Here is a 14,415-nt window from a genome sequence, read left to right as displayed (position 1 = left end):
ATGTTGGGAAAATTAACGATTGATGCGGTTCCGTACCACGAACCGATCATCATGGTCACCGTTGCTGCAATTGTTATCGGGGGCCTGGCACTGCTGGCGCTGATAACCTATTTCGGCAAGTGGAAATGGCTATGGAGCGATTGGCTGACTTCGGTCGACCATAAAAAAATTGGTATCATGTACATCATCGTGGCAATGGTTATGTTGCTGCGTGGTTTTGCCGATGCCATCATGATGCGTAGCCAGCAGGCGCTTGCGTCCGCCGGCGAGGCCGGATTCCTGCCACCGCACCACTACGACCAGATCTTTACCGCCCACGGCGTAATCATGATCTTCTTCATGGCGATGCCTTTCGTGGTCGGCCTGATGAACGTGGTTGTACCCTTGCAAATCGGTGCGCGCGACGTTGCCTTCCCGTTCCTGAACTCCCTGAGTTTCTGGTTCTTCGTGGTGGGTGTCGTCCTGATCAACATCTCTCTGGGGGTGGGTGAGTTTGCGCAGACCGGTTGGCTGGCGTATCCGCCGCTATCAGGTAAGGAATACAGTCCTGGCGTCGGGGTCGATTACTGGATCTGGAGTCTGCAGATTTCTGGTCTGGGTACCTTGTTGACCGGTGTGAACTTCTTCGCAACCATCATGAAGATGCGTGCTCCTGGCATGCCTCTGATGAAGATGCCGGTGTTCACCTGGGCGGCGCTGTGTACTAACGTCCTGATCATCGTTTCTTTCCCAATTCTGACTGTTACCATCGCGTTGCTGACCCTGGATCGCTACCTGGGCTTCCATTTCTTTACCAATGATATGGGCGGCAACATGATGATGTACATCAACCTGATTTGGGCCTGGGGTCACCCAGAGGTGTATATCCTGGTTCTGCCAGTGTTTGGTGTGTTCTCTGAAGTCACCGCGACCTTCTCAAGAAAACGCCTGTTCGGCTATACCTCACTGGTATGGGCAACCATCGCGATTACCGTTCTGTCGTTCATCGTATGGCTGCACCACTTCTTTACCATGGGGTCCGGCGCGAACGTTAACGCCTTCTTCGGTATCGCCACCATGATCATTTCCATCCCGACCGGGGTGAAAATCTTCAACTGGCTGTTCACCATGTACCAGGGCCGCATTCAGCTCAATTCCGCAATGCTGTGGACCATCGGCTTCATCATCACCTTCTCCGTAGGTGGGATGACCGGCGTTCTGCTGGCAGTACCGGGTGCGAACTTCGTGCTGCACAACAGTCTGTTCCTGATTGCCCACTTCCATAACGTGATTATCGGTGGTGTGGTGTTCGGTTGCTTCGCTGGCCTGACTTACTGGTTCCCTAAATCCTTCGGCTTCACGCTGAACGAAACCTGGGGTATCCGTGCGTTCTGGTTCTGGATCATCGGTTTCTTCGTGGCCTTCATGCCGCTGTATGCTCTGGGCTTTATGGGTATGACTCGTCGTATCAGCCAGAACATCAACCCAGAGTTCCACCCACTGCTGCTGGTAGCAGCTGGCGGCGCGGCTCTGATTGCCTGCGGTATCTTGTGCCAACTGATTCAGATCTACGTCAGTGTGCGTGACCGTGAGCAGAACCGTGACCTGACCGGTGACCCATGGGGTGCTCGTACGCTGGAGTGGTCTACTTCGTCTCCACCGCCGTTCTATAACTTTGCTGTAGTGCCACAGATTCATGACCGTGATGAGTTCTGGGACATGAAAGAAAAAGGCGAAGCTTATAAGAAACCGGCGAAATACGAACCGATTCATATGCCGAAAAATACCGGTGCCGGTGTGATTATTGCTGGCTTCAGCCTGGTATTTGGTTTCGCGATGATCTGGGACATCTGGTGGATGGCGATCGCTGCCTTCGTAGGTATGATCGTGACCTGGATTGCCAAGAGCTTCGATGAAGATGTTGATTACTATGTGCAGGTTGATGAAATCGAGCGCATTGAAAACCAACACTATGAACAAATCAGCAAAGCAGGCGTGAAACATGTCAACTGATACTCTGACTAACCATAACGCAGCCCATGCAGAGCATGGGCACCACGACGCAGGAGAGACCAAAGTCTTCGGATTCTGGATCTACCTGATGAGCGACTGTATTTTGTTTGCGAGCTTGTTCGCGACTTATGCAGTACTGGTGAACGGGACCGCTGGCGGTCCCTCTGGCAAAGACATCTTCGATCTGAAGTTTGTTCTGGTTGAGACCTTCCTGCTGTTGTTCAGCTCCATCACCTACGGTATGGCGATGATCGGCATGAACAAAGGCAAGGTTGGCAGCGTTAATACCTGGCTGTTCCTGACCTTCCTGTTTGGTCTGGGCTTCGTAGCGATGGAAATCTATGAATTCCATCACCTGATCGTTGAAGGCTATGGTCCGGACCGCAGTGCGTTCCTGTCCGGCTTCTTCGCACTGGTTGCTACCCACGGTCTGCACGTGTCTACCGGCCTGGTTTGGATCGTTATCATGATGATTCAGGTCAGCAAGCGTGGTCTGACATCAACTAACAAAACCCGTCTGATGTGCCTGAGCTTGTTCTGGCACTTCCTGGATGTGGTCTGGATCTGCGTATTCACCGTTGTTTACTTGCTGGGGGTTATGTCATGAGTCATTCATCCCATGAAACTTCTCACGGCGGCGCAAGCCACGGTAGCGTTAAGACCTATCTGATCGGCTTTATTCTGTCGATCATCCTGACGGTGATTCCATTTGCGATGGTGATGAGCGGCGCGGCCTCTCACTCCACTATCCTGGCGGTTGTAGTCGGCATGGCCGTGATTCAGGTGGTTGTTCACCTGATTTACTTCCTGCACATGAATACCTCATCGGAAGAGCGCTGGAACCTGGTGGCATTGCTGTTCACCGCTATGATCATCGGTATCGTTGTTGTGGGTTCACTCTGGATTATGTACAACCTCAACATCAATATGATGGTCGATTAAGAGCAGAGCTGGACGTGATGATTAAGCAATACCTGCAAGTAACTAAACCAGGAATTATTTTCGGCAATTTAATTTCTGTCGTCGGGGGATTCCTGCTCGCCTCCAAAGGGAGCATCGACTATCCCCTGTTTCTCGCCACCCTGGTGGGGGTCTCGTTGGTTGTCGCTTCGGGCTGTGTATTTAACAACTACATTGACCGCGACATCGACAAGAAAATGGAGAGAACGAAGAATCGGGTGCTGGTTAAGGGCCTGATCGCGCCGAGTGTAAGCCTGGTTTATGCTACCGCTCTGGGTATTGCGGGCTTTGCGTTGCTGTATATCGGTGCCAACCCGCTGGCCATGTGGCTGGCGGTGATGGGCTTCGTGGTTTATGTCGGTGTCTATAGCCTGTACATGAAACGCCACTCGGTATACGGCACGTTGATCGGCAGCTTGTCGGGCGCTGCGCCACCGGTTATCGGTTACTGTGCAGTCACCAATGAGTTCGACGCTGGTGCGTTGATCCTGCTGGCTATCTTTAGCCTGTGGCAGATGCCGCATTCCTATGCGATTGCCATCTTCCGCTTTAAAGATTACCAGGCAGCCAACATTCCGGTACTGCCGGTCGTCAAAGGCATTTCGGTCGCGAAGAACCACATCACGGTCTACATTGTGGCGTTTATGATTGCCACTCTGATGTTGACCCTGGGCGGCTACGCTGGCTACAAATACCTGATCGTCGCTGCGGCGGTAAGCGTATGGTGGCTGGGCATGGCACTGCGTGGTTACAAAACCGAAAATGACAGCGTTTGGGCACGTAAGCTATTCGTGTTCTCGATCGTTGCCATTACCTCGCTGAGCGTCATGATGTCTATCGACTTCAGCGCCACAGCGGCGCCGGAAGCGCTGATGACTTACGTCTGGTAAGCCAAATCGTCTGTAAATGGGCCGCTTTCGCGGCCCATTTTATTTGTCTCGCCCAAAAGCCGACGAACTGTAATATCTGCTAAACAACATTAGATTTACCCCCCCTGCCCTTCACACTAAAATGACGCAGTTTTAACAGAAGCTATCCCATCAGGCGTTATCACCGATAACCTGACGGAATGGCTTTTAATGAGGTTTTAATGAACGATAATGCAATGACCCCACTGGAACGTCGGGCGACCTGGGGATTAGGAACGGTATTTTCACTGCGCATGCTCGGCATGTTTATGGTGCTGCCGGTACTGACCACCTATGGCATGGCGTTGAACGGTGCCAGCGAAACATTGATCGGTATTGCCATCGGTATTTACGGCCTGGCGCAGGCTGTTTTCCAGATCCCCTTTGGTCTGATCTCAGACCGTATCGGCCGCAAACCACTGATCGTCGGCGGGTTGCTGATCTTTGCGCTTGGCAGCGTTATCGCCGCCGCAACCGATTCTATCTGGGGCGTAATTCTTGGTCGGGCATTACAAGGCTCTGGTGCTATCGCGGCGGCAGTCATGGCGTTACTGTCTGACCTCACTCGGGAACAGAACCGTACCAAGGCCATGGCATTTATCGGGGTCAGCTTCGGTATTACCTTCGCAATTGCCATGGTCGTCGGCCCGATTGTCACCCACGCCTTCGGTCTGCATGCACTGTTTTGGATGATTGCCGTGCTGGCATTGGCCGGTATCGTGATTACTCTAGCGGTTGTGCCTTCCGCAAGCCATCACGTGTTGAACCGTGAATCCAGTATAGTTCGCGGTAGTTTCAGCAAAGTGCTGAGCAACTCCCGTCTGCTAAAACTGAATTTCGGCATCATGTGCCTGCATATTCTGCTGATGTCCAGCTTCGTGGCACTGCCATTGGCGATGGAAAAAGCCGGTTTGGTACCAAGCGAACACTGGATTGTCTATCTGGTTACCATGCTGGTTTCTTTTGCCGCCGTAGTACCCTTTATCATTTATGCCGAGAAGAAACGCCGAATGAAGCAAGTCTTCATGGGTTGCGTGGCGGTACTGTTTTGCGCTGAAATACTGTTGTGGCTGTCCGGCGCACACCTGTGGGGCATTATTGCGGGTGTACAGCTGTTCTTTATGGCATTCAACGTCATGGAGGCAATCTTGCCTTCACTGATCAGTAAAGAGTCTCCGGCAGGCTATAAAGGCACAGCGATGGGCGTGTACTCTACCAGCCAGTTTATTGGCGTGGCGATCGGTGGCAGTCTGGGCGGTTTCCTGTATGGCCTCCAAGGCGCTGGACTGGTGTTTATCGCTGGCGCGGTGCTGGCTGCCATTTGGTTCTTGGTCAGCAGTACCATGCAAGAACCGCCCTACGTCAGTAGCCTGCGTATTACCCTGTCGGAACTGGCCGTGAAGGATTCAGCATTGGAAAGCCGTCTGAAAGCCCAGCCGGGTGTGGCGGAAGCGATAGTGGTGCCGGAAGAACGCAGCGCCTACGTGAAGGTCGATACCAAACAAACCAACCGCGGCCAATTGGAAGCGCTGGTGAATTCACTGTAAAGAAAAGGGCCAGCAAGCTGGCCCTTCAGACTACTGACAAAGCCCATTATTAGGGAGAGCGTGCCGAAGGGGTCGTAGCGGCTTGCCCGCCGGAGCGCCCCTCGGTGCGCTAGGCCCGAGTATCTCGGATTCAAAGACAACTTTGTCATCTAACTAAAGGGCCAGCAAGCTGGCCCTTCAAGATCTTCACCGTCGCAAAAACCTTAATCGCGGAAGTTCTTGAACTGGAACGGCTGTCCCAGATCGGCACCGCGTACCAGCGCCATCACGCCCTGCAGATCGTCACGTGATTTGCCGGTTACCCGCACTTCATCACCCTGAATCTGTACCTGGACTTTCAGCTTGCTATCTTTGATCAGCTTGACGATTTTCTTCGCTTGGGCGGTTTCGATACCTTGCTTGAGCTTGGCGTCCACACTGTAGGTTTTACCGCTGTGGGTCATTTCTTCCGGGATCTCAAGCGCGCTGCCTTCGATGCTGCGTTTACTCAGCTTTTCACGCAGAATATCGAGCAACTGCTGCACCTGGAAATCAGACTCGCTGGCGACTTTGATGCTTTCGTCTTTTTCGTTCAGCTCAAAACTGGCCGGCACGTTACGGAAATCCCAACGGGTGCCAAGATCGCGCGTGGCGTTCTCAACGGCGTTACGCACTTCCTGCATATCAATTTCGGAAACAATGTCGAAAGATGGCATACTTCTTCCTCCTGAATGAGAGCCTAATGCGATAGGCGATTTCGATGCCGAGCATGATAACCGCTTTAAGGCCTCAGGCAAAATCTGCCTAACCTGTTGGCGAATAACCCGTCGAACAGCAGAAAAGTCTATAATTATACGACAGTAATTGAGCGATATCCCCGTTCCCCCAAGGAGTCTGGATGAAAATAACTATTCTTGGTTGCGGTGCGCTCGGACAGCTGTGGCTCTCTCGGCTTTATCAGCAGGGCCACGACGTACAGGGATGGTTACGTGTGCCACAACCCTTCTGCGCAGTGAACGTAATTGAGCCTAATGGCCCCTCGTTCAACCGTAATTTGCCCACTAACGATCCCGAACATTTGGCGCAGAGTGAATTGCTACTGGTCACCTTGAAAGCCTGGCAGGTGTCCGGCGCAGTCAGTGCGCTGTTGCCGAAGTTAAACCCGCGCTGTGCCATCCTGTTACTGCATAACGGTATGGGTACTCAGGACGAACTTCCAGCAAACAACCAGCCGATATTGCAGGGGACGACAACCCATGCAGCACGCCATGACGGCAGCACTATTATCCATGTCGCTGGCGGAACCACTCATATTGGCCCGACCTCCCCTGCGGCGATATCCCTCAGCCACCTGGCAGAGGTGTTACATCAAGCGTTGCCGGATGTCGCCTGGCACAATAATATTGCCTCTGCGAATTGGTGTAAGTTAGCCGTCAACTGCGTGATCAACCCGTTAACGGCGCTGTATAACTGCCGTAATGGTGATCTTCAGCGCTATCCAGAGCAAGTTGAAGCTATCTGCCGCGAAGTCTCCAGTGTGATGGAAATGGAGGGCTACCACACCTCTTGCGAGGGGTTGCTACAGTACGTCATGGCCGTGATCCAGAGTACCGCAGACAACATTTCTTCGATGCTGCAAGACATCCGTACCCAACGCCACACAGAGATCGACTACATTACCGGCTACCTGCTGCGCCGCGCACGTAGCCACGGCGTAACCCTGCCAGAAAATGCGCGGCTGTTTGAATTGATAAAGCGAAAGGAAAATGAATATGAGCGTATCGGCGCTGGTCTGCCTGGCACCTGGTAGCGAAGAAACCGAAGCCGTCACCACCATCGATCTGCTGGTGCGAGCAGGCGTTAAAGTCACCACGGCCAGTGTGGCGAGCGATGGCGATCTGACAATTGTCTGTTCACGCGGCGTTAAACTGTTGGCGGATGCCCCGCTGGTGTCGATTGTGGACGAGCCTTTTGATGCCATCGTGCTACCCGGCGGATTGAAAGGTGCCGAATGTTTTCGTGACAGTCCACTGCTGGTGGAGAAAGTGCGCCAAATGCATCTGCAAGGCCATATCGTCGCCGCCATCTGTGCAGCACCGGCACTGGTGTTACAACACCACGATCTGTTCCCCATCGGCAATATGACCGGGTTCCCAGGGTTGAAAGAACACATTCCCGCGGATAAATGGATGGAGCGCCGTGTGGTTTATGATGCGCGCGTTAATCTGCTCACCAGCCAGGGGCCGGGAACTTCAATGGAGTTTGCGCTGAAGCTGATTGATTTGCTGCTGGGTAAAGCCAAAGCGGCGGAGATCGCCGCTCAGCTGGTGTTAATACCGGGGATGTACGATTTCCGCGATTAATCCCCCGTTCTGAAATAAAGTCTAAAATCCGCAAAATAATTGGAGTTGCAATAAGGCGGCTAGTACGGGAATCCCCGGGAGCTTACCTGAGTAAGTGACCGGGTCAGTGTACGCAGCCAACACAGTTGCAGCTTTAAGTATGAAGTGGATTATGGTCGATAGACCTTCACGTTAGTGAACCCTTGCTCCAGCAAATACAGCGCCTGCAGGCGGCTCATCACGCCACGCTCACAGTACAGCAGGTAGGTTTTGCTCTGGTCCAAATCGCCAAACTGGGTGCTGAGCTTGTAGAACGGCAGTGATTTTACCTCAACCTGATCCAACTTCAGTGGCTTGTCTTCCTGTTCGTCGTTAGAACGAATATCCAGGATCACCTCGTCAGTGCCAAACGCCGCCACGGTTTCCACTTCGGTAACCTGTTCCTGCGTCTGCTCGGCGATAGTACGAATATCCACGTTCTTGGCTTCGCTCACCACACGATCGAGAATGCTGAAATCAAAGTTACCCTCTTCTTCTTCGATTTTCGCTTTGATTGCTTTTACCGTCGGGCTTTTCGAAATCACGCCGCAGTATTCCGGCATAGTCTTGGCAAAATCCTCGGTGCCAATCTCACGCGCCACTTTGATGATGTGTTCTTTATCGTGGGAGATCAGCGGACGCAGGATCAGCGTATCGGACGCGTTGTCGATCAGGCGCAGGTTCGTCAGCGTCTGGCTGGACACCTGGCCCAAGGCCTCACCGGTCACCAGTGCCTGCACGCCATAACGTTCGGCAATCTGCGAAGCAGCACGAACCATCATGCGCTTAAGCACCACACCCATCTGGCCGTCTTCGACCTTTTCCAGGATCTCGCCCACCACAGGTTCAAAATCGATAGCGATAAACCGCACCTTGTGCGAACTGGCAAAACGGTTCCACAGGTAGTGAGCTACCTGACGCACGCCAATTTCATGCGCCGCGCCCCCCAGGTTGAAGAAGCAATAATGTACGCGGCAACCACGACGCATCAGCATATAGCTGGAAACACCCGAGTCGAAACCACCAGAAATCAGCGACAACACGTCTTCCTGTGTACCCACAGGGTAACCACCGATGCCTTCACGACGGGCTTTCACCAACATCAACTTGTCGTCTTCAATTTCCAGATTGACCGTCACCTGCGGATGCGACAGCTTAACGCGTGCACTTTCAATATGCTGGTTCAGACCGCCGCCGACGTAACGCTCAACGTCCTGGGAGTTAAAGTCCTGCTTGCCACGGCGTTTGACGCGCACACAGAAGGTTTTACCTTCCAATTGTTCACGGTAGGCTTCCAGCGTCTGCTCGAAAATATGGTGGATGTCGGTATAGTCACGGTCTTCCACTTCCAAAATGTGGTGTATACCGGGAATGCGCGTCAGTGCGTCAGCAATAATCGGACGCTGATTTTCATCTTTGGCGCGAACTTCGATATGATCCCAGTGACGGACAACCGCCAGTGTTTCATCATACTGCTTCAGGACGTTGCGGATACTGGTCGAGAGGATCTTGATAAAGCGCAAGCGCACAGATTGGCTCTTGATGGTGATTTCCGGGAACAATTTAATGATAAACTTCATGGCGGTCTTTATTGTCAGAATTACGTGGGAAAAGGATTTACAATGTATATGCGATTGATAAAACCCTCGGGGCTGCCGAATGTTTTATCAATCGCATTTGCGGCGCAGAGTATACCACCATCTGGTGGGGCTCGGTGCACAAAACCACACATGCGCGCCATGATTTGCTAATCAAAATCCGCTAGGATAGGCTCTGGCGCTACTGTTCACATGATGATGTAAAAAGAAAATTATGCCGAAAAAACCTGCACAATCAGACAGTACAGAGCAAAGCGTCAGCTTTGAAAGCTCCCTCAGCGAGCTTGAAAGCATCGTAACGCGTCTGGAATCGGGTGAATTGCCGTTGGAAGATGCACTCAATGAGTTCGAGCGTGGCGTACAGCTGGCGCGTCAGGGTCAGCAGAAGCTTCAACAAGCGGAGCAACGCGTACAAATTCTGCTTAACGACAGTGCCGATGATACTGCACTGGCGCCTTTCACACCGGATGCCGAGTAATCACCATGTCCGAGACCGTCCAACAAACCGCTTTTTCTGACCAGTTGCAGGCGTTACGCCAGCGGGCCGACCGCACGCTGCTGGATTTTATCGCACCGTTGCCGTTCAACAATGGCAATATGGTGGCGGCAATGCGTCATGGCGCGTTGCTGGGCGGCAAACGCCTACGTCCGTTCCTGGTATACACCACTGGGCAGATGTTTGGTGTATCACTGAATAATTTGGATGCGCCCGCAGCTGCGGTAGAATGCATTCACGCCTATTCACTGATCCATGACGATCTGCCGGCAATGGACGACGACGACCTGCGTCGTGGTCAGCCGACCTGCCACATCAAATTTGGTGAGGCCAACGCCATTTTGGCCGGCGATGCCCTGCAAACGCTGGCATTTTCCATTCTGGCCGATGCCGATATGCCCGATGTGGCGTTGCGTGATCGGTTGGCGATGGTTTCCGAGTTGGCTACCGCCAGCGGTGTTGCGGGTATGTGTGGTGGCCAGTCGCTGGATCTCGAAGCCGAAGATCAGCAGGTTGGCCTGGAAGCATTGGAGCAGATCCATCGCCATAAGACCGGCGCATTGATCCGCGCCGCAGTTCGCCTTGGAGCCTTGGCTGCGGGTGAACCTGGCCGTGCAGCGTTGCCGCAGCTCGACCGTTACGCGGCCGCAATTGGTCTGGCGTTTCAGGTACAGGATGATATTTTAGATGTGGTCGGCGAAACCGAAAAAATAGGCAAACGCCAAGGCGCAGACCAGCAACATGGAAAGAGCACCTATCCAGCTTTGCTCGGGCTTGACAGCGCGAAAGCAAAAGCGTGGGATCTCTATCAGGAAGCTTTAGCTGCATTAGATACTTTGGCAGCACAATCTTATAACACAGCGCCATTGCGAGCGTTAGCCAGCTTCATTATTGAACGCGACAATTAACGTGTGACGTAATACCCAATTGATTTCAAGTTGCAGCCAGGCGGAAACTGAGCGAAACCCCCGGAACTGGGTCATCCCGGTGACCGGGATGAGAGAAAGCGGTCAACACCGCTGCACCTTGAAAGATGAAGGGTAAAATCCTCTGATATGAGTATCGAATGAGTCTTGATATAGCCAAATACCCGACCTTGGCGCTAGCGGAAAATCCCGATGAACTCCGCTCGCTCCCAAAAGAGAGCCTGCCGAAACTGTGTGACGAACTTCGGCAATACCTCCTGGACAGCGTCAGCCGCTCCAGCGGCCATTTTGCGTCCGGGCTGGGTACCGTCGAACTGACGGTGGCGTTGCACTATGTGTACCAAACACCGTTCGATCACCTGGTATGGGACGTTGGCCACCAAGCCTACCCACATAAAATTCTGACCGGCCGCCGTGACAAAATCGCCACTATTCGTCAGAAAAATGGCCTTCATCCTTTCCCGTGGCGTGCGGAAAGCGAATACGATGTGCTGTCGGTTGGCCACTCCTCTACATCGATCAGCGCTGGGCTCGGCATGGCGGTAGCAGCGGAGCGCGAAGGCAAAAATCGCCGCACCGTCTGCGTGATCGGCGATGGCGCAATCACCGCTGGTATGGCGTTTGAAGCCATGAATCACGCTGGCGACATTAACCCAGACATGCTGGTGGTTCTGAACGACAACGAAATGTCGATCTCAGAGAATGTCGGTGCCCTGAATAACCATCTGGCACAGCTGCTTTCCGGTAAACTCTACTCCACCCTGCGTGAGGGCGGAAAAAAAGTACTCTCTGGCTTGCCGCCAATCAAAGAGCTGGTCAAACGCACCGAAGAACACCTGAAAGGCATGGTCGTGCCGGGCACGCTGTTCGAAGAGCTGGGCTTTAACTACATTGGCCCAGTCGACGGTCACGATGTCCAGGGTCTGGTTGCCACGCTGAAAAACATGCGCGATCTGAAAGGCCCGCAGTTGCTGCATATCATGACCAAAAAAGGCCGTGGTTACGCCCCAGCGGAAAAAGATCCAATCAGTTTCCATGCGGTACCCAAATTCGATCCAGCCAGTGGTACTCTGCCGAAAAGCGCGGGGGGCCTGCCAACCTATTCAAAAGTCTTTGGTGATTGGCTGTGTGAAACGGCCGCCAAGGACAGCTCGCTGATGGCCATCACTCCCGCAATGCGTGAAGGCTCTGGCATGGTGCAATTCTCCCGTGACTATCCACAGCAATATTTTGACGTGGCTATCGCCGAGCAGCATGCGGTGACCTTCGCCGCCGGGCTGGCGATTGGCGGCTATAAGCCGGTGGTGGCAATTTATTCCACCTTCCTTCAACGTGCTTACGATCAGTTGATTCACGACGTCGCCATTCAAAAGTTACCGGTGATGTTTGCTATCGATCGTGGCGGCATTGTCGGCGCCGACGGCCAGACTCACCAAGGTGCATTCGATCTGTCATTCATGCGTTGTATCCCAACCATGGTGATCATGACGCCAAGCGACGAGAACGAGTGCCGTCAGATGCTGTACACCGGTTATCACTATAATGAAGGCCCAAGCGCCGTGCGCTATCCACGTGGCAACGGCACCGGTGCACCACTGGAGCCGCTCAGCGCACTGCCGATAGGCAAAGGCGTGGTCCGCCGCGAAGGTGAAAAGCTGGCAATCCTGAACTTCGGGACCCTGTTGCCGGAAGCGGCACAGGTGGCGGAAGCCATGAACGCCACGTTGGTGGATATGCGTTTCGTGAAGCCACTTGACGAACAACTGGTGCTGAAACTAGCGGCCAGCCACGATGCACTGGTTACACTGGAAGAAAACGCCATTATGGGCGGTGCCGGCAGCGGCGTAAACGAGTTGCTGATGGCCAAGCGCCGTGTAGTCCCTGTGCTGAATATCGGCCTGCCGGATTATTTTGTCTCTCAGGGCAGCCAGGAAGAAGTCCGCGTCGATCTGGGTCTGGATACCGCAGGCATCCAGCGGCAAATCGATGTATGGCTGGCGCAATAATCCCTACGTCACATTGACCGACGCCTCCGCTTTGCGGGGGCGTTTTCATTTCTGCCTCCTGAAAATCCGCTACAGTTAAAGTTCTGTGCTAACACGGGAGGCAAGCATGAAGTATCTGAAACTGGGCAGCACCGACCTGAACGTCTCGCGTATCTGTCTGGGCTGCATGACCTACGGTGAACCCAGCCGTGGCAATCACGCCTGGACGCTACCCGAAGAAAGCAGTCGCCCGCTGCTGAAGCAGGCCCTGGATGCCGGTATCAACTTCTTTGACACCGCCAACAGCTACTCAGATGGCAGCAGTGAGGAGATTGTTGGTCGAGCACTGCGCGATTATGCCCGCCGTGACCAAGTGGTGATTGCCACCAAAGTCTATTTCCCACTGAGCAATCTGGAGCGCGGGCTGTCGCGCGCCAAAATCATGCAGTCCATCGACGACAGTTTGCGGCGCTTGGGCACCGATTATGTTGATCTGTTGCAGATTCACCGCTGGGATTATGAAACGCCGCTGGAGGAAACGCTGGAAGCGCTGCATGAAGTGGTGAAAGCCGGTAAGGCGCGTTACATCGGCGCATCCTCGATGTACGCCTGGCAGTTTGCCAAGGCGCTGTACACCGCCGATCTGCACGGCTGGACACGCTTTGTCAGCATGCAGGATCAATACAATCTGATCCAACGCGAAGAAGAGCGTGAGATGCTGCCGCTGTGCGCTGCCGAAGGCATTGCAGTACTGCCATGGAGCCCACTGGCGCGGGGCCGCTTAACACGCCCCTGGGGAGAAAGCACTGCACGGCTGGTGTCTGATCAGGTTGGTAAAAACCTGTACGATGAAACCGAAGGCATCGATGCCATTATCGCAGAGCGCGTAGCCAGTATTGCCGAAGAACGCGGTGTGTCCCGTGCGCAAGTTGCACTGGCGTGGCTGTTGAGTAAGCCGGTCGTCAGCGCCCCAATTATCGGCGCATCACGCCATGACCATCTGGAAGACGCCGTCGCCGCCGTCGATCTTACGTTAACACCGGAGGAAATTGCCGAGCTGGAAACGGCCTATGTGCCGCATCATGTGACAGGATTTGAATAGCGTAGCGTGGTGCTCAAGGGCGCAGTATTGCACTGCGCCCTTGTCATCAGAACAACCCAACCGGCCAGTGGTGCCCAATCAGGTAGATAATACCGGCGGAAAACACCCCAGCGACGATGTCATCGACCATGATGCCCATGCCGCCATGAACGTTGCGATCAAACCAGCGAATCGGCCATGGCTTCCAGATATCCAAAATACGGAAAATCACGAAACCAGCTGCGACCCATTGCCAGTCGTTGACCGGCAGTGCCATCAGCGTGATCCACATACCGACAAACTCGTCCCAGACGATGCTGCCGTGATCGTGCACCTTCATGTCTTTGGCGGTCTGATGGCACAGATAAACACCGATACAGATACTGAACATCACTAAGAGTGAATACAGTTGCCAAGGCAGTTGGATCAGCAGCAGCCAAAACGGAATCGCAGCCAGTGATCCCATCGTCCCAGGCATGACTGGCGACAAACCACTGCCGAAGCCGGTTGCCAGCAGGTGCCACGGATTACTCATCCGCAAGCGGCGTTTAGCTTCATCCAT

14 protein-coding genes are annotated in these 14,415 nt (G+C 53.7%); 11 read left to right on the top strand and 3 right to left on the bottom strand.

What is annotated here, in order from left to right:
- From cyoB to SGR01S_RS05460, 5 genes are all read left to right on the top strand, one after another.
- The gene (gene cyoB / locus SGR01S_RS05480; protein ID WP_061806792.1) at positions 1–1,992 is read left to right on the top strand and encodes a cytochrome o ubiquinol oxidase subunit I; all 1,992 of its coding nucleotides are present in this window, start codon (positions 1–3) and stop codon (positions 1,990–1,992) included.
- Entirely contained in the window at positions 1,982–2,599 is a 618-nt protein-coding gene (locus SGR01S_RS05475; RefSeq protein ID WP_037424326.1) for a cytochrome o ubiquinol oxidase subunit III, read from the top strand. The genes cyoB and SGR01S_RS05475 overlap by 11 nt, the downstream gene beginning before the upstream one ends.
- Positions 2,596–2,934, top strand: a complete 339-nt coding sequence (locus SGR01S_RS05470; protein ID WP_037424324.1) for a cytochrome o ubiquinol oxidase subunit IV — start codon at positions 2,596–2,598, stop codon at positions 2,932–2,934. The genes SGR01S_RS05475 and SGR01S_RS05470 overlap by 4 nt, the downstream gene beginning before the upstream one ends.
- A gap of 17 nt (positions 2,935–2,951) precedes the next feature.
- A complete protein-coding gene (gene cyoE, locus SGR01S_RS05465; protein ID WP_012005526.1) occupies positions 2,952–3,842 on the top strand; it encodes a heme o synthase in 891 nt (296 codons plus the stop codon).
- A 200-nt stretch (positions 3,843–4,042) separates the two neighbouring features.
- The gene (locus SGR01S_RS05460; RefSeq protein ID WP_037424323.1) at positions 4,043–5,407 is read left to right on the top strand and encodes an MFS transporter; all 1,365 of its coding nucleotides are present in this window, start codon (positions 4,043–4,045) and stop codon (positions 5,405–5,407) included.
- 203 nt (positions 5,408–5,610) lie between these two features.
- Here the strand turns inward: SGR01S_RS05460 and SGR01S_RS05455 are convergent, their stop codons facing one another.
- Positions 5,611–6,102, bottom strand: coding sequence for a YajQ family cyclic di-GMP-binding protein (locus SGR01S_RS05455; RefSeq protein WP_037424321.1), 492 nt, complete (start codon positions 6,100–6,102; stop codon positions 5,611–5,613).
- Between the two features lie 182 nt (positions 6,103–6,284).
- Between SGR01S_RS05455 and panE the strand changes: the two genes are divergently transcribed.
- Entirely contained in the window at positions 6,285–7,196 is a 912-nt protein-coding gene (gene panE / locus SGR01S_RS05450) for a 2-dehydropantoate 2-reductase (protein WP_061806791.1), read from the top strand.
- Positions 7,159–7,749 carry a protein deglycase YajL gene (yajL, locus tag SGR01S_RS05445; protein ID WP_061806790.1) on the top strand — a complete coding sequence of 197 codons (591 nt, stop codon included), beginning with the start codon at positions 7,159–7,161 and terminating at the stop codon, positions 7,747–7,749. Before panE ends, yajL begins: the two co-directional genes overlap by 38 nt.
- Before the next feature lie 149 nt (positions 7,750–7,898).
- Here the strand turns inward: yajL and thiI are convergent, their stop codons facing one another.
- Positions 7,899–9,347: a tRNA uracil 4-sulfurtransferase ThiI gene (thiI, locus tag SGR01S_RS05440; RefSeq protein ID WP_037424314.1), complete on the bottom strand. Its 1,449-nt coding sequence runs from the start codon at positions 9,345–9,347 to the stop codon at positions 7,899–7,901.
- Between the two features lie 232 nt (positions 9,348–9,579).
- Between thiI and xseB the strand changes: the two genes are divergently transcribed.
- The 4 genes from xseB to SGR01S_RS05420 all read left to right on the top strand — a co-directional run bounded on the left by xseB (position 9,580) and on the right by SGR01S_RS05420 (position 13,874).
- Entirely contained in the window at positions 9,580–9,843 is a 264-nt protein-coding gene (xseB, locus tag SGR01S_RS05435; RefSeq protein WP_037424311.1) for an exodeoxyribonuclease VII small subunit, read from the top strand.
- A 5-nt stretch (positions 9,844–9,848) separates the two neighbouring features.
- Positions 9,849–10,769, top strand: coding sequence for a (2E,6E)-farnesyl diphosphate synthase (gene ispA / locus SGR01S_RS05430; protein WP_037424308.1), 921 nt, complete (start codon positions 9,849–9,851; stop codon positions 10,767–10,769).
- A 158-nt stretch (positions 10,770–10,927) separates the two neighbouring features.
- Positions 10,928–12,793: a 1-deoxy-D-xylulose-5-phosphate synthase gene (gene dxs / locus SGR01S_RS05425; RefSeq protein ID WP_061806789.1), complete on the top strand. Its 1,866-nt coding sequence runs from the start codon at positions 10,928–10,930 to the stop codon at positions 12,791–12,793.
- Positions 12,794–12,899: 106 nt separating this feature from the next.
- Positions 12,900–13,874, top strand: coding sequence for an aldo/keto reductase (locus tag SGR01S_RS05420; protein ID WP_037424302.1), 975 nt, complete (start codon positions 12,900–12,902; stop codon positions 13,872–13,874).
- Between the two features lie 46 nt (positions 13,875–13,920).
- Here the strand turns inward: SGR01S_RS05420 and pgpA are convergent, their stop codons facing one another.
- A complete protein-coding gene (pgpA, locus tag SGR01S_RS05415) occupies positions 13,921–14,415 on the bottom strand; it encodes a phosphatidylglycerophosphatase A (protein ID WP_037424299.1) in 495 nt (164 codons plus the stop codon).

It is taken from the genome of Serratia grimesii NBRC 13537 (assembly GCF_001590905.1).
Taxonomy (GTDB): Bacteria; Pseudomonadota; Gammaproteobacteria; order Enterobacterales; family Enterobacteriaceae; genus Serratia; species Serratia grimesii.
Note: the sequence above shows the minus strand (reverse complement) of the source record. Positions and strands in the feature narration are given on the sequence as shown.

What these genes read in the sequence shown, in the direction of transcription:
- cyoB (WP_061806792.1), top strand. Translation starts at nt 1, where the DNA reads ATGTTGGGAAAATTAACGATTGATGCGGTTCCGTACCACGAACCGATC.
- SGR01S_RS05475 (WP_037424326.1), top strand. Translation starts at nt 1,982, where the DNA reads ATGTCAACTGATACTCTGACTAACCATAACGCAGCCCATGCAGAGCAT.
- SGR01S_RS05470 (WP_037424324.1), top strand. Translation starts at nt 2,596, where the DNA reads ATGAGTCATTCATCCCATGAAACTTCTCACGGCGGCGCAAGCCACGGT.
- cyoE (WP_012005526.1), top strand. Translation starts at nt 2,952, where the DNA reads ATGATTAAGCAATACCTGCAAGTAACTAAACCAGGAATTATTTTCGGC.
- SGR01S_RS05460 (WP_037424323.1), top strand. Translation starts at nt 4,043, where the DNA reads ATGAACGATAATGCAATGACCCCACTGGAACGTCGGGCGACCTGGGGA.
- SGR01S_RS05455 (WP_037424321.1), bottom strand. Translation starts at nt 6,102, where the DNA reads ATGCCATCTTTCGACATTGTTTCCGAAATTGATATGCAGGAAGTGCGT.
- panE (WP_061806791.1), top strand. Translation starts at nt 6,285, where the DNA reads ATGAAAATAACTATTCTTGGTTGCGGTGCGCTCGGACAGCTGTGGCTC.
- yajL (WP_061806790.1), top strand. Translation starts at nt 7,159, where the DNA reads ATGAGCGTATCGGCGCTGGTCTGCCTGGCACCTGGTAGCGAAGAAACC.
- thiI (WP_037424314.1), bottom strand. Translation starts at nt 9,347, where the DNA reads ATGAAGTTTATCATTAAATTGTTCCCGGAAATCACCATCAAGAGCCAA.
- xseB (WP_037424311.1), top strand. Translation starts at nt 9,580, where the DNA reads ATGCCGAAAAAACCTGCACAATCAGACAGTACAGAGCAAAGCGTCAGC.
- ispA (WP_037424308.1), top strand. Translation starts at nt 9,849, where the DNA reads ATGTCCGAGACCGTCCAACAAACCGCTTTTTCTGACCAGTTGCAGGCG.
- dxs (WP_061806789.1), top strand. Translation starts at nt 10,928, where the DNA reads ATGAGTCTTGATATAGCCAAATACCCGACCTTGGCGCTAGCGGAAAAT.
- SGR01S_RS05420 (WP_037424302.1), top strand. Translation starts at nt 12,900, where the DNA reads ATGAAGTATCTGAAACTGGGCAGCACCGACCTGAACGTCTCGCGTATC.
- pgpA (WP_037424299.1), bottom strand. Translation starts at nt 14,415, where the DNA reads ATGGATGAAGCTAAACGCCGCTTGCGGATGAGTAATCCGTGGCACCTG.